At 73.6% G+C, this 26,773-nt stretch carries 27 protein-coding genes; 18 read left to right on the top strand and 9 right to left on the bottom strand.

Annotated features, from left to right (window positions below):
* The first annotated feature begins 176 nt into the window (after positions 1–176).
* The 11 genes from O2V61_RS11140 to ppk2 all read left to right on the top strand — a co-directional run bounded on the left by O2V61_RS11140 (position 177) and on the right by ppk2 (position 12,069).
* The gene (locus O2V61_RS11140; protein WP_269183375.1) at positions 177–599 is read left to right on the top strand and encodes a MerR family transcriptional regulator; all 423 of its coding nucleotides are present in this window, start codon (positions 177–179) and stop codon (positions 597–599) included.
* Positions 596–2,239: a peptide chain release factor 3 gene (locus O2V61_RS11135; RefSeq protein WP_269183374.1), complete on the top strand. Its 1,644-nt coding sequence runs from the start codon at positions 596–598 to the stop codon at positions 2,237–2,239. The genes O2V61_RS11140 and O2V61_RS11135 overlap by 4 nt, the downstream gene beginning before the upstream one ends.
* 192 nt (positions 2,240–2,431) lie before the next feature.
* Positions 2,432–3,778, top strand: a complete 1,347-nt coding sequence (locus O2V61_RS11130; RefSeq protein WP_269183373.1) for an MFS transporter — start codon at positions 2,432–2,434, stop codon at positions 3,776–3,778.
* Between the two features lie 251 nt (positions 3,779–4,029).
* The gene (locus O2V61_RS11125) at positions 4,030–5,511 is read left to right on the top strand and encodes a SulP family inorganic anion transporter (protein WP_269183372.1); all 1,482 of its coding nucleotides are present in this window, start codon (positions 4,030–4,032) and stop codon (positions 5,509–5,511) included.
* Positions 5,512–5,530: 19 nt separating this feature from the next.
* A complete protein-coding gene (locus O2V61_RS11120; RefSeq protein ID WP_269183371.1) occupies positions 5,531–5,902 on the top strand; it encodes a MerR family transcriptional regulator in 372 nt (123 codons plus the stop codon).
* A 64-nt stretch (positions 5,903–5,966) separates the two neighbouring features.
* Positions 5,967–7,415, top strand: coding sequence for an argininosuccinate synthase (gene argG / locus O2V61_RS11115; protein WP_269183370.1), 1,449 nt, complete (start codon positions 5,967–5,969; stop codon positions 7,413–7,415).
* A gap of 29 nt (positions 7,416–7,444) precedes the next feature.
* Complete coding sequence (locus tag O2V61_RS11110) at positions 7,445–7,831, top strand: YchJ family protein (protein ID WP_269183369.1); 387 nt, start codon at positions 7,445–7,447, stop codon at positions 7,829–7,831.
* A gap of 109 nt (positions 7,832–7,940) precedes the next feature.
* On the top strand, positions 7,941–8,588 hold the full coding sequence (locus tag O2V61_RS11105; protein ID WP_269183368.1) for an FMN-dependent NADH-azoreductase: 648 nt from the start codon (positions 7,941–7,943) through the stop codon (positions 8,586–8,588).
* Between the two features lie 256 nt (positions 8,589–8,844).
* The gene (locus O2V61_RS11100) at positions 8,845–9,771 is read left to right on the top strand and encodes a lysophospholipid acyltransferase family protein (protein WP_269183367.1); all 927 of its coding nucleotides are present in this window, start codon (positions 8,845–8,847) and stop codon (positions 9,769–9,771) included.
* Complete coding sequence (locus tag O2V61_RS11095; protein ID WP_269183366.1) at positions 9,761–10,987, top strand: glycosyltransferase family 4 protein; 1,227 nt, start codon at positions 9,761–9,763, stop codon at positions 10,985–10,987. The genes O2V61_RS11100 and O2V61_RS11095 overlap by 11 nt, the downstream gene beginning before the upstream one ends.
* A gap of 92 nt (positions 10,988–11,079) precedes the next feature.
* Positions 11,080–12,069: a polyphosphate kinase 2 gene (gene ppk2 / locus O2V61_RS11090; protein ID WP_269183365.1), complete on the top strand. Its 990-nt coding sequence runs from the start codon at positions 11,080–11,082 to the stop codon at positions 12,067–12,069.
* Between the two features lie 67 nt (positions 12,070–12,136).
* Here ppk2 and O2V61_RS11085 read toward each other — a convergent pair whose 3' ends face one another.
* Complete coding sequence (locus O2V61_RS11085) at positions 12,137–12,955, bottom strand: PRC and DUF2382 domain-containing protein (protein ID WP_269183364.1); 819 nt, start codon at positions 12,953–12,955, stop codon at positions 12,137–12,139.
* A gap of 268 nt (positions 12,956–13,223) precedes the next feature.
* Here O2V61_RS11085 and O2V61_RS11080 point away from each other — a divergent pair, with 268 nt between their 5' ends.
* The 3 genes from O2V61_RS11080 to O2V61_RS11070 all read left to right on the top strand — a co-directional run bounded on the left by O2V61_RS11080 (position 13,224) and on the right by O2V61_RS11070 (position 15,462).
* Entirely contained in the window at positions 13,224–14,033 is an 810-nt protein-coding gene (locus O2V61_RS11080; protein WP_269183363.1) for a DUF3097 domain-containing protein, read from the top strand.
* A gap of 155 nt (positions 14,034–14,188) precedes the next feature.
* Positions 14,189–15,073, top strand: coding sequence for a hypothetical protein (locus tag O2V61_RS11075; RefSeq protein ID WP_269183362.1), 885 nt, complete (start codon positions 14,189–14,191; stop codon positions 15,071–15,073).
* A complete protein-coding gene (locus O2V61_RS11070) occupies positions 15,019–15,462 on the top strand; it encodes a GntR family transcriptional regulator (RefSeq protein WP_269183361.1) in 444 nt (147 codons plus the stop codon). Before O2V61_RS11075 ends, O2V61_RS11070 begins: the two co-directional genes overlap by 55 nt.
* A 208-nt stretch (positions 15,463–15,670) precedes the next feature.
* On the opposite strand, the gene O2V61_RS11065 is transcribed toward O2V61_RS11070, so the two are convergent.
* The 4 genes from O2V61_RS11065 to O2V61_RS11050 form a co-directional block, all read right to left on the bottom strand.
* The gene (locus O2V61_RS11065) at positions 15,671–16,513 is read right to left on the bottom strand and encodes an aldo/keto reductase (RefSeq protein WP_269183360.1); all 843 of its coding nucleotides are present in this window, start codon (positions 16,511–16,513) and stop codon (positions 15,671–15,673) included.
* 133 nt (positions 16,514–16,646) lie between these two features.
* Positions 16,647–17,534 (bottom strand): tryptophan 2,3-dioxygenase, encoded by an 888-nt coding sequence (locus O2V61_RS11060; RefSeq protein ID WP_269183359.1) that lies wholly within the window; start codon positions 17,532–17,534, stop codon positions 16,647–16,649.
* A 33-nt stretch (positions 17,535–17,567) separates the two neighbouring features.
* Positions 17,568–19,190, bottom strand: coding sequence for a peptide chain release factor 3 (locus O2V61_RS11055; RefSeq protein ID WP_269183358.1), 1,623 nt, complete (start codon positions 19,188–19,190; stop codon positions 17,568–17,570).
* Positions 19,191–19,262: 72 nt separating this feature from the next.
* Entirely contained in the window at positions 19,263–20,504 is a 1,242-nt protein-coding gene (locus tag O2V61_RS11050) for an MFS transporter (RefSeq protein WP_269183357.1), read from the bottom strand.
* 146 nt (positions 20,505–20,650) lie between these two features.
* On the opposite strand from O2V61_RS11050, the gene moaA reads away from it, so the two are divergent.
* Genes moaA through O2V61_RS11035 form a run of 3 tightly spaced genes read left to right on the top strand, consistent with a single transcriptional unit; the run spans position 20,651 to position 22,161 of the window.
* On the top strand, positions 20,651–21,700 hold the full coding sequence (gene moaA / locus O2V61_RS11045; protein WP_269183356.1) for a GTP 3',8-cyclase MoaA: 1,050 nt from the start codon (positions 20,651–20,653) through the stop codon (positions 21,698–21,700).
* Position 21,701: 1 nt separating this feature from the next.
* Complete coding sequence (locus O2V61_RS11040; protein WP_269162445.1) at positions 21,702–21,953, top strand: MoaD/ThiS family protein; 252 nt, start codon at positions 21,702–21,704, stop codon at positions 21,951–21,953.
* A 10-nt stretch (positions 21,954–21,963) separates the two neighbouring features.
* Positions 21,964–22,161, top strand: coding sequence for a hypothetical protein (locus O2V61_RS11035; RefSeq protein ID WP_269183355.1), 198 nt, complete (start codon positions 21,964–21,966; stop codon positions 22,159–22,161).
* 19 nt (positions 22,162–22,180) lie between these two features.
* Here the strand turns inward: O2V61_RS11035 and O2V61_RS11030 are convergent, their stop codons facing one another.
* From O2V61_RS11030 to O2V61_RS11015, 4 genes are all read right to left on the bottom strand, one after another.
* Positions 22,181–23,788, bottom strand: coding sequence for a SpoIIE family protein phosphatase (locus O2V61_RS11030; RefSeq protein ID WP_269183354.1), 1,608 nt, complete (start codon positions 23,786–23,788; stop codon positions 22,181–22,183).
* Positions 23,789–23,903: 115 nt separating this feature from the next.
* Positions 23,904–24,323: a molybdenum cofactor biosynthesis protein MoaE gene (locus O2V61_RS11025; RefSeq protein ID WP_269183353.1), complete on the bottom strand. Its 420-nt coding sequence runs from the start codon at positions 24,321–24,323 to the stop codon at positions 23,904–23,906.
* Positions 24,324–24,408: 85 nt separating this feature from the next.
* On the bottom strand, positions 24,409–24,987 hold the full coding sequence (locus O2V61_RS11020) for a nucleotidyltransferase family protein (RefSeq protein WP_269183352.1): 579 nt from the start codon (positions 24,985–24,987) through the stop codon (positions 24,409–24,411).
* Positions 24,984–25,481 carry a MarR family winged helix-turn-helix transcriptional regulator gene (locus tag O2V61_RS11015; RefSeq protein ID WP_269183351.1) on the bottom strand — a complete coding sequence of 166 codons (498 nt, stop codon included), beginning with the start codon at positions 25,479–25,481 and terminating at the stop codon, positions 24,984–24,986. The genes O2V61_RS11020 and O2V61_RS11015 overlap by 4 nt, the downstream gene beginning before the upstream one ends.
* Positions 25,482–25,572: 91 nt before the next feature.
* Here O2V61_RS11015 and O2V61_RS11010 point away from each other — a divergent pair, with 91 nt between their 5' ends.
* Entirely contained in the window at positions 25,573–26,772 is a 1,200-nt protein-coding gene (locus O2V61_RS11010) for an epoxide hydrolase family protein (RefSeq protein WP_269183350.1), read from the top strand.
* Position 26,773 lies beyond the last annotated feature (1 nt).

Below are 26,773 nucleotides of genomic sequence, written 5' to 3'. Positions count from 1 at the left end.
CGGCCGCCTCGGAGCTCCACACCTGAGAACTGGGGCAGCACGATGCACCTCCGGCGAGGGCGGCCCCGAGTGGGTCGACGGGGCCACGGCGAACGGCCGTCACCGACTCTGCTTTCACGTTAGAGTTGATTCCGGGTCGGGCCCCTGTCGCGGCACCACCTGGATCGGAGGCACCCATGGGTGATCGACACATGCAGATCGGCGAGGTCGCCGAGCGCACCGGGCTCAGCGTCCGCACCATCCGCTTCTACGAGGAGAGCGGCCTGGTCACCCCGACGACGCGCAGCAGCGGCGGTTTCCGGCTCTACACCGACGGCGACATCGAGCGCCTGATGGTGATCCGCCGGATGAAGCCGTTGGACTTCACCATCGAGGAGATCCGGGACGTGCTGCAGCTCCTGGACCGGCTGCGCCACCGGGAACCGGGGACGACCACCCCACCGGACCCGGAGCTCGTCGAGAGGCTCGCCATGTACCGGGAGCTGGCCGACCAGCGGGTCGCCACGCTGCACACCCAGTGGTCGTCCGCCGCGGCGTTCGCGACCAGCCTGCGTCTCGAGGTCGAGCAGGTGCACGCGTCCCAGGGCAGGCGGCGATGACCACCACCGCCACCCGGGGGGCGACGTCGGCCCCGGCGGGGGACGCAGCCCCGGCCGACCCCGGTGAGGTGCTGGCGCAGGCTGCCCGGCGGCGGACGTTCGCGGTGATCAGCCACCCCGATGCGGGGAAGTCGACGTTGACCGAGGCCCTGGCGCTGCACGCGCGGGTGATCGGGCAGGCCGGTGCGGTGCACGGCAAGGCCGGGCGGCGGGGCACGGTGTCGGACTGGATGGACATGGAGAAGGCCCGCGGCATCTCCATCACCTCCGCCGCCCTGCAGTTCGAGTACCGCGATGCGGTGGTCAACCTGCTGGACACCCCCGGGCACGCGGACTTCTCCGAGGACACCTACCGGGTGCTGACCGCCGTGGACGCGGCGGTGATGCTCATCGACGCCGCCAAGGGCCTGGAGGCCCAGACGATGAAGCTGTTCGCCGTCTGCCGGCACCGCGGCATCCCGGTGATCACCGTGGTCAACAAGTGGGACCGCCCCGGCAAGGACGCCCTGGAGCTGATGGACGAGGTCGCCCAGCGCACCGGGCTGGTGCCGACCCCGCTGACCTGGCCGGTGGGCATCTCCGGGGACTTCCGCGGCGTGCTGGACCGCCGCGACGGCACCTACCGCCGGTTCACCCGCACCGCCGGCGGGGCCACCATCGCCCCCGAGGAGACCCTCACCGCCGCCGAGGCACTGGCGCGGGAAGGCGTCGACTGGACCCGCGCCCAGGAGGAGGTCGAGCTGCTGACCGCCAGCGGCGCCGACCACGACCAGGAGACCTTCCTGGCCGGTTACAGCACCCCGGTGCTGTTCGCCTCGGCCGTGTCGAACTTCGGCGTCGCCGCCCTGCTGGACACGCTCGTCGACCTCGCACCCGCACCGGCGGACCGCCCCGACGCCGAGGGCCGGCCGCGACCCCTGACCGAGCCCTTCAGCGCCTTCGTGTTCAAGGTCCAGTCCGGCATGGACGCCGCCCACCGCGACCGGCTGGCCTACATCCGGATCTGCTCGGGCGTCTTCGAACGCGGCATGGTCGTCACCAACGCCACCACCGGCCGCCCCTTCGCCACCAAGTACGCCCAGCACGTGTTCGGCCGGGAACGGGAGAGCATCGACACCGCCCACCCCGGGGACGTCGTCGGCCTGGTCAACGCCGCGGCCCTGGGCGTCGGGGACACCCTGTTCACGACCCACCCGGTCACCTACCCCCCGCTGTCGACGTTCGCCCCGGAGCACTTCGCGGTGGCCCGGGCGATGGACACCGGCCGGCACAAGCAGTTCCGGCGGGGGATCGACCAGCTGGAGTCCGAGGGGGTGGTGCAGGTGCTGCGCTCGGACCGCCGCGGCGACCAGGCGCCCGTGCTCGCCGTCGTCGGTCCCATGCAGTTCGAGGTCGCCACCCACCGGATGGAGCACGAGTTCTCGTCTCCGATCGCCCTGGAGCAGCTGCCCTACCAGGTCGCGGTCCGCACCGACGCCGAGTCCGCCGCCGCGGTCGCCGCCACGCGCGGCGCGGAGGTGCTGGCGCGCGGCAACGGGGAACTGCTGGCACTGTTCCGGGACAAGTGGGACCTGCGCTCGCTCCAGCAGCGCAGCCCCGAGCTCACGCTCGAGCCCATGGTGGCCGCACAGCTCGACTGAGCTGCTCGACCGCGACACACCGGACCGCGACACCCGACCACGAGCAGCCGACGACGCCTGCCCCGTCTGCACCGCAGACCCATCAGGAGAGGCACGACCACGTCCCGCTCGGCTCCCGACCGCCCGTCCTCCCCCACCCGCAGCCCACGCCGGGACGGCCCCCGCGGACCCGAGGGCTTCTACGGCTGGCACATGGTGGGCGTCTCGGCGGTGGCGCTGGCGGCCACGGCGCCCGGGCAGACCGCGGCGATCTCGGCGTTCATCGACCCGATGACCGAGGAGCTGGGGATCAGCCGCTCGGCCATCTCCACCGCCTACCTGATCGGCACGCTGATCGGTGCTGCGGCGATGCCCCTGGTCGGGCGGGCACTCGACCGGTTCGGCACCCGGGTCACCATGGCCGTCATCGGGGCGGTCTTCGGCGGTGTGCTGATCAGCCTGTCGCTCGTCTCCGGTCTGGTCGGGCTGACCGCGGGCTTCGTCGGGGTCCGGATGGCCGGCCAGGGTGCCCTCGGGCTGACCGCGACAACGGCGGTCGCCGTCTGGTTCATCCGGCGTCGCGGCCTGGCTCTCGGTCTCGTCTCCGCGAGCGGCGCCGCGTGCATCTCCCTGGCGCCGATCGGCCTGGAGGCGCTGATCTCGGCCACCAGCTGGCGGACCGCGTGGGCGGTCGAGGGGGTGGTCGTGTGGCTGCTCGTCGTCCCGCTGGCGTTGTTCGGGGTCCGCAACGACCCGGCGGAGCTCGGCCAGCGTCCCGACGGCGAGCAGGTCACCGAGGGCCACCCACCGGCTGCCCCGGTGGGCCGGACGCTCGGCGAGGCGGTCCGGACGCCGTTCTTCTGGGTGGTCGTCTCCGGGGTCGCCGTCTCGGGGATGCTGTCCACCGGCGTCGCCTTCCACCAGATCGACCTGCTGGGCGAGCGGGGGCTGAGCGCCGGCGCGGCCGCCGCGAACTTCCTGCCGCAGACCGTGGCGTCCCTGCTGGCCACCCTGGCCGTCGGCGCCCTCGTCGACCGGGTCAACAGCCGCTGGCTCACCAGCGCCTGCATGCTGGCGCTCGCCGCCGCACTGCTCTGGGGGACGTCGGTCGACCCGGGCTGGTCGGCGATCGGGTTCGGCGCGCTCCTCGGCGCGTCCGCCGGCGCCATCCGCACCCTGGAGGCAGGCTCCTTCCCGCGCTACTACGGCACCACCCACCTGGGCACCATCCGCGGGGTCGTCGCCGCGGTGAGCGTCGGCTCGACGGCCTTCGGGCCGGTCGCGTTCGCCGTGGTGCACGACGCCACCGGCGGGTACGGCCCGGCGCTCGTCGCCGGAGCGGCCCTCCCACTGCTCGTCGCGCTTGCGGCCCTGGTGTTCCCCACGCCGGCGCTGCCCGAGCCCGCGCCGGCCGATCCGACGCCGGAGGACAGCCCTCCTCCGGTGGACGCCGCGCCCACGGTCGACCCCCTCCCCCCGGTCGAGGACCCGACCGCCGCACCCGAGGACACCGGGTCTGCGGCCACCGCCGCGGGCCGGCCACAGGCCGACCCGGGCTGAACCCGGCCCCACCCGGCCTCGCCGGATGGTCGCTGTGACCAACCACCCGTCGTGGTGACGGAACAACTACCTGACGTCAGGGTTAGATTGTCCCGGGCGCTCGCGCGGAGGAGCCCACGCTCGGGTCCGTGACGGCCTGCAGCCGACGTCCTCCTGATGGCCGACCCCGGTGCACCGTCGCACCACCCCTCGTAGGCACGCGCTCGCGCGGACTCCCCGCGCCTGACGGCGCACGACCCGAAGACGGTGGCATGTCCTCCTCGACCACGCTCCCCGCACCGCGCCGGCCCGCCTGGCTCGCCCCGAAGGTGGCCCGCACGGAGGTGCTCGCCGGCCTCGTGGTGGCCCTGGCGCTGATCCCCGAGGCGATCAGCTTCTCCATCATCGCCGGCGTCGACCCCCGGGTCGGGCTCTTCGCCTCGTTCACGATGGCGGTGGTGATCGCCTTCACGGGTGGCCGTCCGGCGATGATCAGCGCCGCCACCGGGGCGATCGCGCTGGTCGTCGCCCCGCTGGTGCGTGACCACGGCCTGGAGTACCTGCTGGCCGCGGTCGTCCTCGGCGGGGTGTTCCAGGTGCTGCTGGGGCTGGCCGGCTTCGCCCGGTTGATGCGCTTCGTCCCGCGCAGCGTGATGATCGGCTTCGTCAACGCGCTGGCCATCCTGATCTTCACCGCGCAGCTGCCGTACCTGGTCGACGTCTCCTGGCTGGTCTACCCGATGGTGGCCGCGGGCCTGGCGATCATCTTCCTGCTCCCCCGGCTGAGCTCCGCCGTCCCTGCTCCGCTGGTGTCGATCGTGGTGCTCACCGGGCTCACCGTCGCGGTCGGCCTGACCGTGCCGAACGTGGGCGACCAGGGCGAGCTGCCCGACAGCCTGCCGTTCTTCGGCATCCCCGACCTGCCGTTCACCTGGGAGACGCTGAGCATCATCGCCCCCTACGCCCTCGGCGTGGCGTTCGTCGGGTTGATGGAGTCGCTGCTGACGGCCAAGCTGGTCGACGACCTGACCGACACCCACTCGGACAAGACCCGCGAGTCCTGGGGCCAGGGGGTGGCCAACATCGTCACGGGGTTCTTCGGCGGGATGGGCGGCTGCGCCATGATCGGCCAGACGATGATCAACATCAGGTCCGGTGCCCGGACCCGGCTGTCGACCTTCCTGTCCGGGGTGTTCCTGCTGATCCTGGTCGTCGTCCTGGGCGACATCGTCGCGATCATCCCGATGGCCGCCCTGGTCGCCGTGATGATCTTCGTGGCGATCGCGACCTTCGACTGGCACAGCCTGCGCACCATCAACCGGATGCCCCGCAGCGAGACGATCGTGATGCTCTCCACCGTCGCGGTCACCCTGTGGACCCACAACCTCGCCATCGGGGTCGGCACCGGCGTGCTGGTCGCCTGTGTGCTCTTCGCCCGCCGGGTCGCCCACCTCGTCGAGGTCACCAGCACGACCAGCCCGGACGGGACGACGCGCCACTACGCCGTCCACGGGGCGCTGTTCTTCGCCTCCAGCAACGACCTGTACCAGCAGTTCGACTACGCCGACGACCCCGCGCACGTGGTCATCGACCTGTCCGGCGCGCAGGTCTGGGACGCCTCCACCGTCGCCACCCTGGACGCGATCACCCACAAGTACGAGACGCGCGGCAAGAGCGTGCAGATCGTGGGCCTGAGCGAGCACTCGGCCGACCGCTTCGCGCGGCACACCGGCCAGCTCGCCGGGGGGCACTGAGGTGGGGCGCGGCGAGCTGATGCAGATCGGCCAGGTCGCCGAGCGGATCGGGCTGAGCCTGCGCACCATCCGGTTCTACGAGGAGAACGGGCTCGTCGTCCCCACGAGCCGGACCGAGGGGGGCTTCCGGCTCTACAGCGAGGCCGACGTCGCCCGCTTCGAGGTGATCAAGCGGATGAAGCCACTGGGGTTCTCGCTGGAGGAGATGCAGGAGCTGCTCACCCTGCTGCACGACCTGGAGCAGGCCACCGGCGACCGCGGGCAGCTGCTGGCCCGGCTGCAGGAGTTCCACGAGGCAGCGGTGGCCCGGGTCGCCGCGCTGCGCGACCAGCTGGTCGTCGCCGAGGGGTTCGCCGGCACGCTGGCCGACCGGCTGGAGTCCCACCGCTAGGACGGGAGCAGGGTCACCCGACCCGGCTTTGCATGGTCATACATCCGAATGCATACTTGTGTCCATGTCCAAGGTGCTCACGTCCCTGCCCGTCGGCGAACGCGTCGGCATCGCCTTCTCCGGCGGCCTCGACACCTCGGTCGCGGTGGCCTGGATGCGCGACAAGGGCGCCGTGCCCTGCACCTACACCGCCGACATCGGCCAGGCCGACGAACCCGACATCGGCTCGGTGCCCGGCCGCGCCAGCGCCTACGGCGCCGAGCTGGCCCGGCTCGTCGACTGCCGGTCCGCCCTGGTGGAGGAGGGGCTCGCGGCACTGACCTGCGGGGCCTTCCACATCCGCTCCGGCGGTCGCAGCTACTTCAACACCACCCCGCTCGGCCGGGCCGTCACCGGCACGCTGCTGGTGCGGGCGATGCTGGCCGACGGCGTCCAGATCTGGGGCGACGGGTCGACCTACAAGGGCAATGACATCGAGCGGTTCTACCGCTACGGCCTGCTGGCCAACCCCTCGCTGCGGATCTACAAGCCGTGGCTGGACGCCGACTTCGTCACCGAGCTGGGCGGCCGCAAGGAGATGTCGGAGTGGCTGGTCGCGCACGGCCTGCCCTACCGGGACAGCGCGGAGAAGGCCTACTCCACCGACGCCAACATCTGGGGCGCGACGCACGAGGCGAAGACCCTCGAGCACCTGGACACCGGCATCGAGACCGTCGAGCCGATCATGGGCGTGAAGTTCTGGGACCCGGCGGTCGAGATCGCCACCGAGGACGTCACGCTCGGCTTCGAGTACGGCCGGCCGGTGACGATCAACGGCAAGGAGTTCGCCACCCCGGTCGACCTGGTGCTGGAGGCCAACGCGATCGGTGGTCGGCACGGCCTGGGGATGTCCGACCAGATCGAGAACCGGATCATCGAGGCCAAGAGCCGGGGCATCTACGAGGCGCCGGGCATGGCCCTGCTGCACATCGCCTACGAGCGGCTGGTCAACGCCATCCACAACGAGGACACCCTGGCCAACTACCACAGCGAGGGCCGCCGGTTGGGGCGGCTGATGTACGAGGGCCGCTGGCTGGACCCGCAGGCGATGATGCTGCGTGAGTCGCTGCAGCGCTGGGTGGGCATGGCCGTCAGCGGCGAGGTCACCCTGCGGCTGCGGCGCGGCGAGGACTACTCGGTGCTGGACACCTCCGGCCCGGCCTTCAGCTACCACCCGGACAAGCTGTCCATGGAGCGCACCCAGGACTCCGCCTTCGGGCCGGTCGACCGGATCGGCCAGCTGACCATGCGCAACCTGGACATCGCCGACTCGCGCGCCAAGCTGGAGCAGTACGCCCGGATGGGCATGGTCGGTGGCGCCACCCCGACGTCCATCGGCGCAGCGCAGGCCGCCGCGACCGGGCTGATCGACGCCAGCGAGCAGGGCGGCGCGGAGGCCATCGCGTCCCGCGGCCAGGTCTCCGAGCACGACGAGCTGCTGGACCGCGCGGCGATGGAGGCCGGCACCGACTGAGCGAGCCCGCCCCCTGGGACACTCGGCCCGTGCCCTCCCACCGCTGCCCGTGCAGCACCGGCCTGTCCTATGCCGAGTGCTGCGGTCGGCTGCACGCGGAGGCGGCGACCGCGGCGACGCCGGAGCAGCTGATGCGATCCCGCTACAGCGCCTTCGCCGTCGGCGACGCCGGGTACCTGCTGCGCACCTGGCACTCCACCACCCGGCCCGACGACCTGGAGCTCGACCCCGCGGTGCGCTGGACCGGGCTGGAGGTGCTGGCCGCGAGCGGCGGTGCCCTGCTGGCCCCGGAGGGCACGGTGGAGTTCCGGGCCCACCACCGCACCGGCGGGGTGCCCGGGGTGCAGCACGAGCTGAGCCGGTTCGCCCGCGAGAACGGGCAGTGGCGGTACGTCGACGGGGTCTCGCTGGACTGAGCGCGCGGATGCTCCACGTGGAACACCCGCCCCGACCGGCGTCCCGGCGGCCGGCACTGCTTGGCTGGGCTCCGGCGACCCCGCCCATCCCCAGCCCCGGGAGGCCCCGATGCCGCACCTGCTGCACCTCGACTCGTCCGCCGATCCGCGCAGCTCCGCCTCGCGTGGCGTCACCGCCGCCTTCGTCCAGGGCTGGCGGGCCCGTGGCGCGGAGTTCACCGTGACCTCCCGCGACCTGCAGGCCGACCCGCCGCCGCACCTGCCCGACGCCGCCCTGCACTGGGCCCCCCGGCTGCGCACGGCCGAGGAGGTGGTCGAACCGGCCGCCGAGGCGCAGCAGCAGGTCTACCTCGACGAGCTGCTGGCCGCCGACGTCCTGCTGGTCGGTGCCCCGATGTACAACTGGTCGCTGCCGTCCACGCTCAAGGCCTGGGTCGACCACGTGCACGTGCTCGGCGCGACCGTGCCGTTCGGCGACTTCGAGGCCCGTCCGCTGGCCGGGCGGCACGCCGTCATCGTCTCCAGCCGGGGGGCGAGCTACGACGCCGGCGGTGAACAGGCCAGCTGGGACCACACGGTGCCACCCCTGGAGCTGGTGCTCGGGCGCTCGTTCGGGATGACCGTCTCGGTCATCACCCTGCAGCTGACCCTGGCCGACCGGGTGCCCGCGATGGCGGACCTGCGCGACCGCGCCGCCGCCGAGGCCGACGCGGCCCGGAGCTTCGCCGAGGAGCTCGCCGAGCGGATCACCCCCTGATCGGTCACCCGATCGAGGGACACCCGCGCCGGGTTTCGCCCGTCCGACGGGGGCAGGCCAGTCACCGGCCACCCGCTGGACACCTCCGCCGCTGACGCTGGTCGCGTCCGGGCCTCGTCCAGGGGCCTCCCGACACCCGAGGTGTCGCCGTGACCGCAGCTGGGAACCCAGCGTCGAGCACGCCGCTGCCGGCATCCCGCCGCAGCTGCACCACCCACCGCGCCGGTGTCGCCGCCGGACTGTCCGGCAGCGACCGATGAGCTGGGTGCCCGTCTCCGGCTGCACGGCCGCCTGCGCGGCCGACCCGGTGCCCACCGTGGACGCCGCGACCCGGCGGCGCCGGTGGCTCCGGTTGAGCGGTGCGCTGGCCGGCACCGGGGTCGCCGCCCTGCGCGCGCCGTGGACCGGTGCGCGGAGACGGCGGCGACTGGTCGTCTGCGCCGCGGCGCGGCTCCTCACCGCCGCCGGGGTGCGGGTCGAGGTCACCGCGCCGGCGGTGGCCTGGCCGCGGGCCGGTGCCGGGCGCGGCCCGGGACCCCTCGTGGTCGGGAACCACGTCTCCTGGATCGACGACCTGGCGATGCTGACCGTGGTTCCGGGGGTGCCCGTCGCCCGGCGCGAGGTGGGCGACTGGCCGGTCCTCGGCGGCCTGGCCCGGCGGGCCGGTGTCGTGCTGGTCGACCGGGCACGCATCCGGGCCCTGCCGGGCACGGTCGCCCAGGCCGCCGGCCTGCTGCGGTCCGGGACGGCGGTGACCGTCCACCCCGAGGGGACGACGGCGTGCGGGGTCGAGCTCGGTCGCTTCCGCCCGGCCTTCTTCCAGGCCGCCGTGGACGCCGCCGCCCCGGTCTGCCCGGTCGCCGTCCGGTACCGGGTCCACGGGCAGGCCTCCACCGCGGTCGCCGGCTTCCTGGGCGACGAGCCGTTGTGGCGCAGCATCGCCCGGGTGGTCGCCGTCCGCGGCCTGGTGGTGGAGGTGCACCTGCTGCCGGCGCTGGACCCGGCCGGCGCCGACCGCCGGGAGCTGGCCGCACTCGCCGAGTACGCCGTCGCGGCCGTCACCGAGGCCCGGCCCCCCGTGGTGGCCGCCCACCCCCGCCGGCCCCGGGTGCCCGCCCGCCGGAAGCCGGTCCGCCGCCCCACCACCATCCCGACCCACCCTGGAGCAGCCCGTGTTGCGTGAGGACACCGCCCTGATGCGCGAGAACACCGCCCTGATCCGTGAGCACCCCGCCCTGTCGGAGCCGGTCGCGGCCCTGCCGTCGCCCGGCGGCGTGGGCATGCGGGTCGCCGTCGTCGCCGAGACGTTCCTCCCCGCCGTCAACGGAGTGGTCAACTCGGTGCTGCGGCTGGTCGACCACCTGGCCGTCCGCGGCCACGACCCGGTGGTGGTGGCGCCGTCCGGCTCGGGCTACGAGTCCCGCTGCGGCGCCTGGGTCGACGTCGCCACCGTGCCGTCGATGCGCCTGCCCGGCTACCGAGAGCTCTCCGTCGCCCGCCCGGCCGGCGACCTGACCGAGGTGCTGGCCGAGCTGGCCCCCGACGTGGTCCACCTGGCCTCTCCCGCCGTGCTCGGCCTGGCCGCGGCCCGTGCCGCACGCACGCTCGGGGTGCCGTCGGTCGCCGTGTTCCAGACCGACCTGGCCGCCTACGCCGAGCGCTACCGGCTGCTCGGCGGCCCGGGGGCGGCCTGGCGGTACCTGCGGTCGGTGCACGAGACGGCCGACCTGACCCTGGCGCCGTCCACCACGACCCTGGCGATGCTCGCGCGGCACGGGATCGGCCCGGTCACGCTCTGGCCGCGCGGCGTCGACCTCGACCAGTTCGCTCCCTGGCACTGCGACCCCCGCCTCCGTCGCGAACTGGCCCCGAACGGGGAGCTGCTGGTGGGCGTGGTCGCCCGGCTGGCGGTGGAGAAGCGCCTGGAGCTGCTGGCCCCGCTCAGCGAGCTGCCCGGCGTCCGGCTGGTCGTGGTGGGCGACGGCCCGCAGCGCCGGCAGCTGGCCCGCCGGCTGCCGCGCGCCCGCTTCCTCGGCCGGCTCGGTGGCGCCGAGCTCGGCGCGGTCGTCGCCTCGCTGGACCTGTTCGTCCACCCGGGCGCCGACGAGACCTTCTGCCAGGCGGTGCAGGAGGGGCTGGCCGCAGGCGTCCCCGCACTCGTCGCCGCCTCGGGCGGTCCGCTGGACCTGGTGCGGCACGGGCAGAACGGCTGGCTCTGGGCCGGGGACGACCCCCACCTGCTGGCCGCGATGGTCGCCGGGCTGCGGGACGACCCGGCGTCGCTCCGCGCTGCGGCCGCGCGGGCCCGCCCCTCCGTCGAGGAGCGGACCTGGGGCCGGATCGGCGATGAGCTGATCGGCCACCTGCAGCACGTGCGCACGAGGGCACACACCCACTGACCGGTCGAACAGGCAGCCCCGGGAACAGGCGGGGCGGGTCGTACCCGGGCAGGATCGGGACCAGCCCCTGGACCCATCAGACCGGAGACGACGTGAGCCAGCAGATCCGTGACCGCGCCCCCGAGGGCACGCCGTCGCCCGTCCCCGACCTGTCCCGGTGGCGGCTGAACGCGCTGCCGGACACCCACTCCGACGACGACTGGGACGACGACCGCGAGCTCTTCGACCCGGAGGGCAACCGGGTCGACACCTGGCGCGAGGGATACCCGTACAGCGAGCGCATGGTGCGCCGGGAGTACGAGATCGAGAAGCGGAAGCTGCAGATCGAGCTGCTCAAGCTGCAGGGCTGGGTGAAGCACACCGGCCAGAAGATGGTCCTGGTCTTCGAGGGCCGCGACGCCGCCGGCAAGGGCGGCACCATCAAGCGGTTCACCGAGCACCTCAACCCGCGCGGGTCGACGGTGATCGCCCTGGACAAGCCGTCGGAGCGCGAGAAGACGCAGTGGTACTTCCAGCGCTACGTGCAGCACCTGCCCGCGGCCGCCGAGATCGTGATGTTCGACCGCTCCTGGTACAACCGCGCCGGCGTGGAGCGGGTGATGGGCTACTGCACCGCCGAGGAGTACCTGCGCTTCATGCGCCAGGCCCCGGAGTTCGAGCAGATGCTCGTGGAGAGCGGCATCCACCTGGTGAAGTTCTGGTTCTCGGTGACCCGGGGCGAGCAGCGCAGCCGGTTCATCGTGCGGCAGATCGACCCGGTGCGGCAGTGGAAGCTCTCCCCCACCGACCTGGCCTCGCTGGACAAGTGGGAGGCCTACACCGAGGCCAAGGAGGCGATGTTCCTGCACACCGACACCGGGCACGCCCCGTGGACGGTGATCAAGAGCAACGACAAGAAGCGGGCCCGCCTGGAGGCGATGCGGCACGTGCTGGCCCGGTTCGACTACACCGGCAAGGACCCGGCCGCCGTCGGCACGCCGGACCCGCTGATCGTGGGCTCGGCCGCCGAGGTGCTGGAGGAGGAGGCCGGCGCACCGGTCATGCCCCGCCCCGGCGAGACCCTGCCGCCACAGCACGACTGACCCCGGCCCCCGGACAGCAGAGCGCCCGCCCCGGCGGACCGGGGCGGGCGCTGTGGAACTGCGGGGATCAGCGACGGTTGGTGTCGGTGACCTCGTCGGTGTCGACCTGCTCCTTGCGGACGGTCTCGCTCACCTGCTGCTGCTCGGTGACCGTCTCCTTGTCCAGGCGCACGCGCTCGACCGGGACGGCCTCCTTCTCCACGACGGGACGCTCGGCGTGCAGCGTCACCTCGTGCTCCTCCTCGGAGATCGCCGGGCCGTCCAGGGCGTTGCCGCGGTTGGCGTCGGTGATGGGCTCACGCTCGACCCGGACCTCCTCGTGGGACACGGGAACGGTCTCGGAGACGTTCTCGGTCACGACGTACTTGCGCAGCCGGGCGCGGCCGGTCTCGACGTTCTGGGTGCCGACGTTGACGCGCTCCTCGGAGAGCGTCATGGCGTCGTCGGTCGTGGGGCCGGAGGTGTCGTGGCCCACGGTGCCGTGCCGGTTGGCGTCCGTGTCCGTGGTGCCCGCGGCCACGCCGGTGGTCGTCTCGGTGCGGGTCACGTCGGTCTCGGTACGCGCGACCGAGTTCTCGGTCATGTTGTAGTGCCGGTACAGCTGGCTCTCCTCGTCCGGGGAGAGGTGGCCGTCGGAGTCGATGCGCGGGGCGTCCTTCACCGCGTCCTTGCTCACCGGTACGCGCAGGCCGTCACCGGTCAGGTCCGCGTCCCGGATCGGGACGAACGACTCCTTGGTGCCGAACATCCCGGTCTTCACGGTGACCCACTCGGGGTTGCCGGACTGGTCGTCGAGGAACACCTCGGAGGCCGTACCGATCTTGTTGCCATCGGCGTCGATGACGTCTGCGCCGATGACGCGGTCGAGGGTCTCGGTGCCGATCATGTGTTCCGCTCCTTCGTTCGGGGGCGTGCTGTCTCGCTCTCTGCACTGCCCGCCACGAGCCCGGCAAAACGGCGATCACAAGATCGGCTGAGCGGCGTGGTAGTGCGTGTCGCCGCTGCACCGCCCGCTCCGATCCGCGTCTTCGCAGGTCGATGCGGGGTCCCCCGGGCGACGCGGCACGGATCCGACACGCCCACGAGCTGCAGGAACCGCACACGCCGGGCGTGTCGCACCCGGATCGGGCGATGAGCGCGCCGAGCATGGGCGGGTGCCTCCACGTTCGCCCTACGACAACCTGGTCCACCCACGCACCCAGAAGAAGCCCTCGCCCCAGGTCGAGGCGCTCAAGGACGTCGTCGTCGAGGACCCCAGCAGCGGGTTCGTCGGCGCCGTCGTGCGGTGCGAGAAGGACGTCGTCCACCTCGAGGACCGCTTCGGCAAGGTCCGCGCCTACCCCCTCGGCCCCGGCTTCTGGGTCGACGGGCGACCGGTCGTGCTGGTCCGGCCGAAGCAGAACGCACCCTCCGGCCCGCAGCGCAGCGCGTCCGGCTCGACCTACGTGGTCGGCGCCCGGGCACGGGTGGCCCGCGAAGGGCGGATCTACGTCGAGGGCAAGCACGACGCCGAGCTGGTGGAGAAGGTCTGGGGCCACGACCTGCGGATCGAGGGCGTCGTCGTCGAGCCGCTGCACGGCGTCGACGACCTGCCGGGGATCGTCAAGGAGTTCCGCCCCTCGTCGGGACGGCGGCTGGGCGTGCTGGTCGACCACCTGGTGACCGGCTCCAAGGAGTCCCGGATCGCCGCCCAGATCACCGGCTCGCACGCCCTGGTGGTGGGCCATCCGTTCATCGACATCTGGCAGGCGGTGAAGCCCTCCGTCGTCGGGATCGAGGCCTGGCCGACGGTGCCTCGGGGCGAGGACTGGAAGACCGGCGTCTGCCGGCGGCTGGGCTGGGAGGACGACACCGGATACGTCTGGGCGCAGCGCATCCTGGCCCGGGTGAAGGTGTGGACCGACCTGGAGCCGACGCTGATCGGCCGGGTCGAGGAGCTCATCGACTTCGTCACCACCGACTGAGCGCCGCCGCTCCCGCCGGTCACTGCCGGCACTGTGCGGCCAGTGCCCGATCCAGCGACGGAACGGGCACCGGACGCACAGTGCCCGCCGCTGCCACCACCTTGCGGGGCGGGTGTCGGGGCGTCATTGTGTCAATCAGTTGACTCAATGACTGAGTGGAGGACGTCGTGGCCGTGGTGCCGTTGTTGACCGTGCTGGTGCTGGCCGCGACGGTCGCCCTCGTCCTCGGCGTCCTACGCCGGTCCCCGCCCAGCCGGGAAGCGTCCGTGCACGCCGCCCGGCGGCACGCCCGGCTCGCCGCCACGGCCGCGGTGGCCCTGGGAGCCACGGCGGCCCTGCTGGTCGCGGTCCGGGAGGTCGGCAACAGCGCACCCGGGGGCCTGGGCGTCACGGGGCTGCTGGTGCCGATCGTCTTCGGGGTGGCGCACACCGTCGTCCTGGCCGCCGGTGAGCTGACCTGGCCCCGCCCGCAGGGTGAGGTGCGCCGGGCCCGGCTGGTGCACCGCGGCCTGCTGGACGCCGCGCCTCGGTGGCTGGTCCGGACGGCGGCCGTCGCGACCGCGCTGGCGGTCGCCGTGCTGGCCGTCGGCGCGCTGATGGCTGACGAGACCGGGCGGGCGGTGACCCACGGGTCCACCGCCGGCGGCGACCTGTCCTGGTCGACGGCGAGCCCGTTCCCCGGTCTCTTCTACGGCCGCCCGGCCGCGATCGGCCTGCTCACCCTCGCGGCGGTCACCCTCGCCGCCCTGTGGGTCGTCGCCAACCGGCCTGCCGTCGCCACCGAGGACGAGCGGATCGAGACGGCGCTGCGCCGCGCCTCGGCCCACCGGGTGCTCCGAGCCGCCGTCGCGGCCACCCTCGTGGCGATCGGTGGCCTGCTGCTGGTCGGCGGGATGGCGATGTCGAACGTCGGCGCGCTGCCGCTGCCCGGGTGGGCCGGGGCGCTGCCGGGCCTGCTGACGATGCTCGCCGGCCTGGTCGTGCTGTGCCTGCGCGCACCCGGCGTGCCCGCGGACTCGCCGACCGTGCCGGCGCGCTGACCGTCGTGGCCCTCGACCTCACCATCGACGTACGCGCGGCGACCCCGCCGTACGAGCAGATCCGCAGCCAGATCGCCACGTACGTGCACAGCGGGGTGCTCGCCGAAGGGGCCCGGTTGCCCACCATGCGGGCGCTCGCCGCCGACCTCGGGGTGGCCACGGGCACGGTGGCCCGGGCGTACGCCGAGCTGGAGGCCGCCGGGCTGGTGGCCAGCCGTCGGCGCACCGGCACCGTGGTCACCGGTGGAGCGGCGGCGCCCGCGCCGGCGGAGCAGCGGGTGCGCGCGCTGGCGGCCGAGCTGGCCCGCACCGCCCAGGAGGACGGCGTGGACCCCGAGGCCGTGCTGGCCGCCGTCCGGGCCGCGCTGCTCACCGCCGCCCCCCGCTGACCGCCGCCTCACCGCCGCCCGACCGCCGCCCGACCGCCGCATTGCACGCGTCCTGCACGCGTTGCTCGGGCTGCAGCGCGTGCGATCCGTGCAGAACGCGTGCGATGTCCCGGACGACAACGCCCGCGGACACAGCAGCGGCCGCCGTCCCGGTGGGGACGACGGCCGCTGGAACGGCCCCCTCGCAGGCGGGCGAGGGGGCCCTTCCTCAGCTGGGGATGTAGTTGAACTCGTCCGGGTTCGGGCCGTTGCGGCCGTCCGCGCGGTCGAGGCCGTCGATCTCCGCCATCTCGGCCTGGGAGAGCTCGAAGTCGAAGAGGTCGAAGTTCTGCTCGACCCGGCTGCGGGTGACCGACTTCGGGAAGATGATGTCGCCGCGCTGGACGTGCCACCGCAGGGCGGCCTGGGCCGCGGTCTTGCCGTGGGCCTCGCCGATCCGGGTGAGGACCTGGTCGTCGAGCACCTTGCCCTGCGCGATCGGGGCCCACGCCTCGGTGCGGATCTCGTGGTCGCCGTTGAACGCGCGCACGTCGTTCTGCGCGAAGTACGGGTGCACCTCGATCTGGTTCACCACCGGGCGCACCTCGCTGTCGGCGAAGAGCTTGCGCAGGTGGTGCGGGTTGAAGTTCGAGACGCCGATCGACTTGGCCCGGCCGGAGCGGTAGATCTCCTCCATGGCCTTCCAGGTCTCGACGTAGTCGACCTCGATGCCCGGCAGCGGCCAGTGGATCAGGAACAGGTCCAGGTAGTCGAACTGCAGCTCCGCCAGCGTCTGGTCGAACGCCTTGAGCGCGTCCTCGCGGGCGTGGAAGCCGTTGTTGAGCTTGGAGGTCACGAAGACCTCCTCGCGCGGGATGCCGGACTGCCGCACGGCCTCGCCGACCTCGGCCTCGTTGCCGTACATCTCGGCGGTGTCGATGTGCCGGTAGCCGACCTCGAGGGCCGTGCGGGTGGCCTCGACGGTGTCCTCGGGCTTGATCTGGAAGACGCCGAAGCCCAGCTGCGGGATCTGCACGCCGTTGTTCAGGGTGATCGTGGGCACGGTGGCCATGGGGGTCCTCCAAGCGTCGGACGGTCTGGGTGGCGGCGCGCGACCTCATGGGGCGCGACCGGCCTGCAACACCCTTACCCGGGCTCACGGTCGCTACCCGCGACTGATCTCACCGATGAACCGGGAATGCGGCTCAGACCACGGTGCGCGCCGCCCACAGATCGGGGAAGACCACCCGCGCGGCGCTGCGCTCCAGCCAGGCCAGCCCGGCCGAGCCGCCGCTGCCGGGCTTGGCGCCCATCGCCCGGCGGACGGCGGTGACGTGCCGCTGCCGCCAGGTGGTGAACACCTCGGCGACGTCGGTGAGCGCCTCGCCCAGGGTGAACAGCTCGTTGCCCGGCCGCGGGTCGGTGTAGACCTCGGCCCACAGCGCCGTGACGGCGGGATCGGGCTCGTGGGTGACCGTCCGGTCCCGCTCCAGCACGGCGGCCGGCACCGGCAGGCCACGGCGGGCCAGGTACGCCAGGACGTCGTCCTCCAGCGACGGCGCGACCAGCGCCCGCTGCAGGTCCGCGTGCACCACCGGCAGGCCGCGGTGCGGCCGGACGACGGACTCCGCCTTGAGCCCGAGCAGGAACTCCACGTGCCGGTACTCGTAGGACTGGAAGCCCGACGCCTCCCCGAGCTCGTCGCGGAACCCGTTGAACTCAGCCGGGGTCAGCCAGAGCAGCGAGCCCCAGCTGGCGTCCAGCGACCGCAGGTGGTGCACCGACCGGCGGATCGAGCCGATCGCGGCGTCCAGGTCGTCGTCCCGCAGCTGCCGCTGGGCCAGCTCCCACTCCCGGCGCAGCAGCGTGAACCACAGCTCCATCACCTGGGTGACCACCAGGAAGGCGGGCTCGGCCGGGTGCTCGGTCACCGGCCGGACCAGCGCCTGCAGCTGGCGCACGCCCACGTACTGCTCGTAGGGGGTCGCCTCGGCGAACTCGACGGTGGGCTGGCCGGCGTTGCCGGCGGCCCGGGCGGCCCGGGTGCCGGCGTCCAGCGGAGCCGGGCGGCTGGGGGACTGTCGCGTGGTCACCGCGCCAGTCTCCCGCCTCGGCCCTGCCGTCGATCAACTCAGCTGCGCGGCCACCATCGGTTCCAGCGTCAGTTCCGGGCTGCGCTGCTGGAGCGAGCGCAGGTCCCACTTGTCCATGAACAGCGCCAGCAGCTCGCCGTCCTCGCGCTCGAAGACCTCGACCCCGCGGGCCGCGGCGACCGCCGGGGCGGAGGCGGCGTCGGTGCGCACCGCGACCTGGTACGGCAGGTGGTCCAGTTCGACCGGCGCGCCGAACTCCTGCGCCATCCGGTGCGCGGCCACCTCGAACTGCATGGGGCCGACGACGGCGAGCACGGGCGCCTGGTCGCCGCGCCGGTCCGAGCGCAGCACCTGGGCCACGCCCTCGGAACCGAGCTGGCCGACGCCGCGACGGAACTGCTTGAACTTGGCGGTGTCCTTGCCGCGCATCACCGCGAAGTGCTCCGGGGCGAAGGTGGTCAGCGGCGGGAAGGTGACCTTCGTGCCGGCGTACAGGGTGTCGCCGACGTGCAGCGCGTTGGCGTTGACCAGGCCGACGACGTCCCCGGGGTAGGCGGTGTCGACGCTCTCCCGCTCCCGGCCGAACACGTGCTGGGCGTACTTGGTGGCGAACGGGCGGCCGGTGGTCGCGTGGGTGACGACCATGCCGCGCTCGAACACACCGGAGGCGATCCGGATGTAGGCCAGCCGGTCGCGGTGCGCGGCGTCCATGCCGGACTGGACCTTGAACACGAAGGCGCTGAAGGAGGCCTCGATCGGCCGGGGGGCGCCGTCGGCGTCCGGTCGCGCGGGCGGCGGGGGAGCCAGGTCGACCAGGACGTCCAGCAGGGCACCGACGCCGAAGTTGGAGACCGCGGAGGCGAAGATGACCGGCGTCGTCTCGCCGGCCAGGAACCGCTGCTGGTCGTGGTCGGCCTCGGTGGCGTCGAGCAGCTCGCACTCCTCGACCGCACGGGTCCAGTCGACGCCCTCGCGGGCCTCGGCGGCGGCGGGGGTGAGCGTCTCCTCGGGGGCGATGGTGGCCCCGCCGGCGGTGCGGGTGAACCGGCGGTAGGTGCCGTCGCGGCGGTCCAGCACGCCGCGGAAGTCACCGGAGATGCCCACCGGCCAGGTCAGCGGGGTCGGCACCAGCCCCGTGCGCTGGGCGACCTCGTCCATCAGCTCCAGGGCGTCCTTGCCCGGGCGGTCCCACTTGTTGACCACGGTGATCACCGGGATGCCGCGGTGCCGGCACACGGCGAACAGCTTCATCGTCTGGGCCTCCAGGCCCTTGGCGGCGTCGATGAGCATCACCGCCGCGTCCACGGCCGTGAGCACCCGGTAGGTGTCCTCGGAGAAGTCCGCGTGCCCGGGGGTGTCCAGCAGGTTGACCACCGCATCGCGGTACTCGAACTGCAGTGCCGCAGAGGTGATGGAGATGCCGCGGGCCTTCTCCATGTCCATCCAGTCCGACACCGTGCCCCGCCGCCCGGCCTTGCCGTGCACCGCACCGGCCTGCCCGATCACCCGCGCGTGCAGCGCCAGGGCCTCGGTCAACGTCGACTTCCCCGCATCGGGGTGGCTGATCACCGCGAACGTCCGCCGCCGGGCAGCCTGCGTCAGCACCTCACCGGTGGCGGCGTCGGGACGGAGCTCCGTGCTCGGGACGGTGCTCATCGTGGTGCCGGGTCTCCTCGGGTGGCGCGGACGGTCTGTCCAATGTACGGCGGCGGGCCAGGGCCGGTGTGGTCAGTGCGAGGTGGCCGGGGCCACCTCGGCGACCACCTGGTCCGGACGGCGGAGCACCGCCCAGGCGGCCACCCCGAGCACCCCGGTGAGCGCGGCGCCCAGGGCCGGGACGGCGAAGGCCGCCTCCGCCCCCCACCGGTCGACCGCCGTGCCGGCCAGCGCCGAGCCTGCGGTGACCCCCACGGTGAGGCCTGTCGAGGTCCAGGTCAGGCTCTCGGTGAGCGCCGCCCGCGGCACCCGCGACTCCACCAGCGACATCCCGGCGACCAGCACCGGGGCGATCGTCAGGCCGGCCAGGAACGCCAGCCCGATCAGCAGCGTCAGGGAGCTGACCAGGTACAGGGTCTGCGCGGCGACGGCGAACAGCAGCGCGCAGCCGAGGAACCGGGTGACCAGCGTGCCGGGCAGCCGGACCACCCCGTAGGCCAGCCCGGCCACCAGGCTGCCGCCCGCGTAGGCCGACAGCGCCAGCCCGGCGATCGCGGGCCGGCCCTCCGCATCGGCGAAGCCCACCACCACGACGTCCATCGCCCCGAAGACGGCGCCCATCGCCAGGTACGTGACGGCGATGGCGACCAGCCCCGCGGTGAGCACCCGGATCCGCACGTGCCGCTGGCCGGCCACCCGCGGGGTCACCGGTGGCGCGGTCGCCTCCAGCCGGGACATCACCAGGCCGCCGATGACGCCGACCAGCAGCCCGGTCAGGAACCCGGCGGGCGGGGAGACCAGCGCGGCCAGGAAGGTGACCAGCGGCGGCGCGGTGACGAACACGACCTCGTCGGCGACCGACTCGAAGGCGAAGGCGGTCTGCCGCTGAGCGGGGTCCTCCAGCGCGTGCGCCCAGCGGCTGCGCACCACCGAGCCGATGCTGGTGCCGCTCGCCCCCGCCAGCACGGCGAGGGCGAACCACGTCCACACCGGGGCGCCGGCCAGCACCACCGCGACGAACGACAGCCCCAGCACGAGGTAGGCCAGCGCCGTCCAGCGCAGCACGAGGCTCTGCCCGTACCGGTCCATCACCCGGGCCCACTGCGGGCTGGCGACGGCGAAGGCGAGCGACAGCGTGCCGGCGATGGCCCCGGCGAGGGCGTAGCTGCCCGACTCCGCCTGGACGAGCAGCACCGAGCCGAGGCCCACGGTGGCCATCGGCACCCGGGCGAACCAGCCGGCGAGGGAGAAGGCCCGGGCACCGGGGACGGTGAACAGCCGGGCGTAGGGGCTGAGGACGGTGCTGGGGGACACAGCTGCTCGCGCTTCCTGGCCACAGGCGAGTGCGGGGATGCCCGCCGGACCCTCGGGTGGCCCCGCGAACGTAGCAGCCGTCCGCCGGTCACGAACGCGTTCACCGCAACCGCGCCAGCGTGCCGTTCCCGCACTACATTCGGGCCGTGACGACTCCCAGCCCCCTCCCCGACCCGCGGGTGCGCCCGACGGTGACCCCGGGCAGTGGCGGGCTCGTCGACCGGCACGGGCGCACCGCCACCGACCTGCGGGTCTCCCTGACCGACCGGTGCAACCTGCGCTGCAGCTACTGCATGCCCCCCGAGGGCCTCCAGTGGCTGCCCAAGGTCGAGCAGCTGACCGACGACGAGGTCGCCCGGCTGGTCCGGATCGGCGTCGAGCACCTGGGCATCGAGGAGGTCCGGTTCACCGGTGGCGAGCCGCTGCTGCGCCCCGGGCTGCCCGGCATCGTCGCGGCGACCACGGCGCTGCGCCCCCGCCCGGAGGTCAGCCTGACCACCAACGCGATCGGGCTGTCCCGGATGGCGCCGGCGCTCGCGGCCGCCGGCCTGGACCGGATCAACGTCAGCCTGGACACCCTGGACCGCGAGCGCTTCAAGCAGATCACCCACCGCGACCGGCTGCCCGACGTCCTCGCCGGGATGCGGGCGGCCCGGGACGCCGGCCTGACGCCGGTGAAGGTCAACGCCGTCCTGATGCGCGGCATCAACGAGGACGACGCCGTCCCGCTGCTGGAGTACTGCCTGGAGCACGGCTACGAGCTGCGCTTCATCGAGCAGATGCCGCTGGACGCCCACCACGCCTGGACCCGCGCGGAGATGGTGACCGCGGAGGACATCCTGGCCCGGCTCACCGCCACGCACACGCTGACGCCGGACGTCGAGGAGCGGGGTGCCGCCCCGGCCGAGCGGTGGCTGGTCGACGACACCGGGCTGACCGTCGGCGTCATCGCCTCGGTCACCCGCTCGTTCTGCGGTGCCTGCGACCGGACCCGGCTCACCGCGGACGGGCAGATCCGCAACTGCCTGTTCGCCCGTGAGGAGTCCGACCTGCGCAGCGCCCTGCGCGCCGGCGCCGACGACGCCGAGATCGCCGACCGCTGGCGGATCGCGACGCTGTCCAAGCTCCCCGGGCACGGCATCGACGACCCGAGCTTCCTGCAGCCCTCCCGTCCCATGTCCGCGATCGGGGGCTGAGGTGAGCGCACCCACCGTCACCGTGCGCTACTTCGCCGGCGCCCGCGCCGCGGTCGGCGTCGACACCGAGACCCGGCAGGCCGGCACGTTGGCCGAGCTCGTCGGCCAGCTCGCCGACGCGCACGGCGAGCGGCTGGAGCGGGTGCTGACCGCCTGCTCCTTCCTGGTCGACGGAACCTCCACCCGGGACCGCGCGTTGGTGCTCACGCCCGGCACGGTGGTGGACGTCCTGCCCCCGTTCGCCGGCGGATGAGGAGTACCCGATGAGCGTGTTCGACAAGGCGAAGGCGAAGGCCGAGGAGCTGCTGGGCCGCGCCGAGCAGGTCTACGGCGAGTCCCACGGCGACGCCGCGGCCACCATCGACGGCGAGGCCCGCCGCCTGGAGGCCGAGGCCGAGGAGGAGCGCGCCGACCGCGACCGCCGGGACGACGACGGACTGGCCGGCGCCGGCGCGCACTGACGCCATCGGCCCACCGGGGTCACCCGCGCAGGCGGATGGCGACCAGGGCGACGTCGTCCTCGGGCTGACCGTGCACGAGCCGGTCGAGCAGCTCGTCGCAGAGCTCGTCCAGTGACCGCCCGGCGAGCTCCGCGGCGGCCGCCCGCAGCCGGGCCATCCCCTGGTCCAGGTCGCCGCCGCGGCTCTCGATGAGCCCGTCGGTGAACAGCAGCACCGTCGTCCCGCCGTCCAGCGTGACCACCGACTCCCCGCGGGGGGTCTCGGCGTCGACGCCGAGCAGCAGCTCGCCCCGCCAGTCGGCCAGGGCCGCCAGGGTGCCGTCGGGGTTGATCACCAGCGGCGGCAGGTGCCCGGCGTTGCTCCACCGCATCCGGGTGACGCCGCGGGCCAGCTCGTCGGGGGTCTGCTCGAACCGGGCCACCGCCGCGGTGGCGTAGGTGCCGACCTCCAGCTGGGCCATCGACGCGTCGAGGCCGCGCAGCACCTCCCCCGGGCCGGCGTCGCTGTAGGTCGCGATGCCGCGCAGCAGCGAGCGCAGCTGGCCCATCGCCGCGGCCGCCGCGGTGTCGTGCCCGACGACGTCGCCGATCACCAGCATCGTCGCCCCGCAGGGCTGCAGGAAGGCGTCGTACCAGTCGCCGCCCACCCGGGCCGCCTCGGCCGCCGGGGTGTACCGGACGACCACCTCGGCCTGGTCGTGGGTGAAGGCCCCGGTGAGCAGGCTGCGCTGCAGCTCCTCGGCCAGCTGGCGCTGCTGGGAGAACAGCCGCACGTTGTCCAGCGCGAGGCCGGCCCGGTCGGCGACCTCCTGCGCGGTGGCGAGGTCGGAGTCGTCCATCACCCGGTCGCCGTCGAAGTACAGCGTCAGCGCGCCCAGCGTCCGCCCCCGGCCGCGCAGCGGCAGCGTCACCCCGGAGTGCGGCCCGAGCAGCCCCAGCAGGTCCCGGGCCTGGCCCTCGGGCATCAGGGCGGCCACGTCACCGGCGGCGGCGATCACGGTCTCCCCGAGCAGCGCACGCACCACGGGGGAGGTCACCGGCATCGAGCTCAGCCGCACGGCGGTGTACCGCTCCACCAGCGGACGGCGGGCCGGGTCGACGTGCCACCAGCCGACGTCCCGGGGGCGGCCGTCGTCGTCCAGCACGGTCAGCACGCACCAGTCGCCCAGCACCGGGACGATCAGCCGCGGGATGCGGGTCGCCGCGGAGTCGACGTCCAGGGTGCCGGCCAGCTCGGCGCTCACCCGGGCCAGCATCGCCAGCCGCTCTCGGCTGGCACGACGGTCGGTGATGTCGGAGAAGTAGCAGAGCAGGCCGTCCTCGGCCGGGATCGCCTGCACCTCGAACCAGCGGTTCAGCGGCTGCGGGTAGAAGCCCTCCACGCTGACCGGTTCACCGGTGGCGACCGCACGCCGGTAGGCCCGGCCGAACTCGTTGTCCCGGTTGGCCGGGAAGGCCTCCCAGAAGTCGGCGCCGATCAGCTCGTCGCGGGGGAGGCCGAGGATCGTCACGCCGGCCTGGTTCACGTAGGTGATCCGCCAGTCGCCGTCCAGGGACAGGAAGCCCGAGGGCATCGCCTCGACGATCAGTTCGCCGGCCCGCCAGGGCATGTGGGACCTCCCGGTCATTCCGCCACCCGCGGTACACCGGAGGAGCACTCGCCCCGGGGCTGGAGTCGAGTCGGTGCGTTTATGCCATGCAGACGGGCCCACGGGCAAGGCGCCGTCCCAGGCAGCCCACCCGTCACGGGCAGGCGACCCACTCCTCCGCGCCGTCGGAGAAGACCTGCCGCTTCCAGATCGGCAGCCGGGCCTTCACCTCGTCGACGAGCTCCGCGCACGCCGTGAACGCCTGCCCCCGGTGCGCGGCACTGACCGCGCAGGCCAGCGCGACGTCGCCGATGCCCAGCAGCCCGATCCGGTGGGAGACGGCCACGGCCTGCACCTCGGGACGGGCGGCGAACTCGGCGGCGATCTCGGCGATGAGCTCAGCGGCGGTCGGGTGCCCGGTGTACTCCAGCTCGGTGACCGAGCGGCCACCGTCGTGGTCGCGGACCACACCGGCGAACGAGACCACCGCACCGGCCGCCTCGTCCGCCACCGCCGCCTCGTGCTCGGCGACCGACAGCGGCTCCTCGGTCACCCGGGCCAGGATCGTCTCCACGGCGGCGAAGGTACCCGCGGATCCACTGCCCAGGCACAGGAGGCTTTCCACCCGGCATCGGGCGCAGAACCGGGTGTGGAGCTTCCTATGCCTGGGTCGGCGGGTGGTCCAGGTCGGTGGGGTCGGCGAGGCCGGTGCAGTCGACCTCGGTGACGTCGTGGGCGGCCAGGTAGGCGCGGGCGCCCTCGTCGCCGGTCGCCGTCTCGGCCACCCCCGCCCAGTGCTCGCGGCCCAGCAGCACCGGGTGCCCGCGGACGCCGTCGTAGCTGGCGACGGCGAGGGCGTCGGGTGCCGCGTGCTCGGCCAGCCGGGCCAGCGCGGCGGGCGTCATCCCCGGCATGTCGACCAGTTGCACCAGCACCGCGTCGACCCGGCCCGGCCAGCCGCGCAGCCCGTCCAGGCCGGTGCGCAGGCTGGAGGCCATGCCGCTCTCCCAGTCGCGGTTGGCCAGCACGGTGGCGCCGGTCAGGTCGGCGGTGCGCCAGACGTCGACCGCCTGGGCGCCGAGCACGACGAGGACGGGGTCGCAGACCGCAGCCGCCGTCCGGACCGCCCGCTCGACCAGCAGGCTGCCCTCGTGCTCGACCAGCGCCTTCGGGATGCCGTACCGGCGACCGCCGCCGGCGGCGAGCACGAGCCCGGCCACGGGTGCGTCGGCGGTCATCCGGTCACCGCCGAGCGGACCTGCTCGCTGGTCAGGCAGGGCTCCACCTGGTCGCTGGCGTGCGCCACCCGGGCCAGCAGGCGCCGCAGCTGCGCGCTCTCGTCCGCGTCGAGGTCGCCGAGGAGCCGCCCTTCCACCGCCCGGAGCGCGGACCGGGACCGCTCCAGCGCCGCCCGCCCCTCGGGGGTGACCACGACCTGGCGCACCCGCCGGTCGGCGGCGTCGGGCCGGCGGGTGACCAGCCCGGCGTCCTGCAGCTCGTCGACCAGGTAGGTCATCGCCGTCTTGTCGATGGCCAGCCGCTGGGCCAGCGCGAGCTGGGAGGACGGCGGCCCGGCGTGCACCGCGACCAGCACCTGGTAGCCGCGCGGGCCGCCGGGCAGGTCGTCGACCGCGGTGAGGGCGGTCTGCCGGAAGGCCGTGGACACCCGGTGCAGCGACCACCCCAGCTCGTCCTCCAGCCCGGGGACGTCCTGCTCTCGGCTGCTCGTCACCGGTACATCGTACGGGGGTGCTACCGTCCGGCGAACGGATCGTCTGACTGGCAGACGATCTGACCGGACGACGACCGTGAGGCAGCCGAGCATGAGCACGACGACGCACCCCAGCTCCGACACGACGACCACCGACGCGGTCCGCCCGTTCACCATCGACGTGCCGCAGACCCAGCTCGACGACCTGCAGCAGCGGCTGGCCGCCACCCGGTGGCCGGACGCCGAGACCGTCCCGGACACCAGCCAGGGCCCGCAGCTGGCCAGGGTCCAGGCCCTGGTCGAGCGCTGGCGCACCGGCTACGACTGGCGGGCCACCGAGGCGCTGCTCAACGGCTGGGACCAGTTCGTGACCACCATCGACGGGCTGGACGTGCACTTCCTGCACATCCGCTCCCCCGAGCCGGACGCGATGCCGATGGTCATGACCCACGGCTGGCCCGGCTCGGTGCTGGAGTTCCGGAAGGTCATCGGCCCGCTGACCGACCCGGTGGCACACGGCGGCCGCGCCGAGGACGCCTTCTCCCTGGTGATCCCGAGCCTGCCCGGCTTCGGCTTCTCCGAGCGGCCCACCACCACCGGCTGGGACCTGCCGCGCACGGCCCGCGCCTGGGTCACGCTGATGGCCCGGCTGGGCTACGACCGCTTCGTCGCCCAGGGCGGTGACCTCGGCGCCGGCGTCACCGAGGAGATGGCCGCGCTGACGGCAACCACGCCCACCGGGCTGGCCGGCATGCACCTGAACATGGCCATGTTCTGGCCCACCCCGCAGGAGATGGCCGAGGCGACGCCGGAGGAGCAGCAGATGCTCACCGAGGCCCGCTACTACGACGAGGTGCTCTCCGGCTACGCCAAGCAGATGTCCACCCGGCCGCAGACGATCGGCTACGCCCTGTCGGACTCCCCGGTCGGGCTCGCCTCCTGGATCTACGCGATGTTCCAAGACGTCGGCGGGGCGCACGGGGACGCCGAGGCGGTCTTCGACGTCGACGAGATGATCGACGACGTCATGCTGTACTGGCTGACCGGCACCGCGACGTCCTCGGCCCGGATGTACTGGGAGCTGAGCCAGGGGCACTGGGGGCCGCCCGCGGGCGCGGCGCCCATCGACCTCCCGACCGGGATCACGATCATGCCGGGGGAGTACGTGCGCAAGTCCCGCCGCTGGGTCGAGCGCCGCTACACCGACCTGCTGCACTTCGACCAGGTCACCGCCGGGGGGCACTTCGCCGCGCTCGAGCAGCCGGAGCTGCTGGTCGAGGAGATCCGGACGACGTTCCGGCGGCTGCGCTGAC

The organism is Modestobacter sp. VKM Ac-2985, assembly GCF_026967925.1.
In the GTDB taxonomy this organism is placed as follows: Bacteria; Actinomycetota; Actinomycetes; order Mycobacteriales; family Geodermatophilaceae; genus Modestobacter.
This window is presented reverse-complemented; position numbering and strand designations above follow the sequence as displayed.

Bases quoted from the DNA above. Each gene is read 5' to 3' on its own strand.
- O2V61_RS11120 (WP_269183371.1), top strand. From the start codon at position 5,531: ATGCAGATCGGCCAGGTCGCCGAGCGGATCGGGCTGAGCCTGCGCACC.
- O2V61_RS11125 (WP_269183372.1), top strand. From the start codon at position 4,030: ATGTCCTCCTCGACCACGCTCCCCGCACCGCGCCGGCCCGCCTGGCTC.
- O2V61_RS11065 (WP_269183360.1), bottom strand. From the start codon at position 16,513: ATGGCCACCGTGCCCACGATCACCCTGAACAACGGCGTGCAGATCCCG.
- O2V61_RS11010 (WP_269183350.1), top strand. From the start codon at position 25,573: ATGAGCACGACGACGCACCCCAGCTCCGACACGACGACCACCGACGCG.
- O2V61_RS11140 (WP_269183375.1), top strand. From the start codon at position 177: ATGGGTGATCGACACATGCAGATCGGCGAGGTCGCCGAGCGCACCGGG.
- O2V61_RS11130 (WP_269183373.1), top strand. From the start codon at position 2,432: ATGGTGGGCGTCTCGGCGGTGGCGCTGGCGGCCACGGCGCCCGGGCAG.
- argG (WP_269183370.1), top strand. From the start codon at position 5,967: ATGTCCAAGGTGCTCACGTCCCTGCCCGTCGGCGAACGCGTCGGCATC.
- O2V61_RS11100 (WP_269183367.1), top strand. From the start codon at position 8,845: ATGAGCTGGGTGCCCGTCTCCGGCTGCACGGCCGCCTGCGCGGCCGAC.
- O2V61_RS11030 (WP_269183354.1), bottom strand. From the start codon at position 23,788: ATGACCGGGAGGTCCCACATGCCCTGGCGGGCCGGCGAACTGATCGTC.
- O2V61_RS11105 (WP_269183368.1), top strand. From the start codon at position 7,941: ATGCCGCACCTGCTGCACCTCGACTCGTCCGCCGATCCGCGCAGCTCC.
- O2V61_RS11055 (WP_269183358.1), bottom strand. From the start codon at position 19,190: ATGAGCACCGTCCCGAGCACGGAGCTCCGTCCCGACGCCGCCACCGGT.
- O2V61_RS11020 (WP_269183352.1), bottom strand. From the start codon at position 24,987: ATGACCGCCGACGCACCCGTGGCCGGGCTCGTGCTCGCCGCCGGCGGC.
- O2V61_RS11035 (WP_269183355.1), top strand. From the start codon at position 21,964: ATGAGCGTGTTCGACAAGGCGAAGGCGAAGGCCGAGGAGCTGCTGGGC.
- O2V61_RS11135 (WP_269183374.1), top strand. From the start codon at position 596: ATGACCACCACCGCCACCCGGGGGGCGACGTCGGCCCCGGCGGGGGAC.
- O2V61_RS11085 (WP_269183364.1), bottom strand. From the start codon at position 12,955: ATGATCGGCACCGAGACCCTCGACCGCGTCATCGGCGCAGACGTCATC.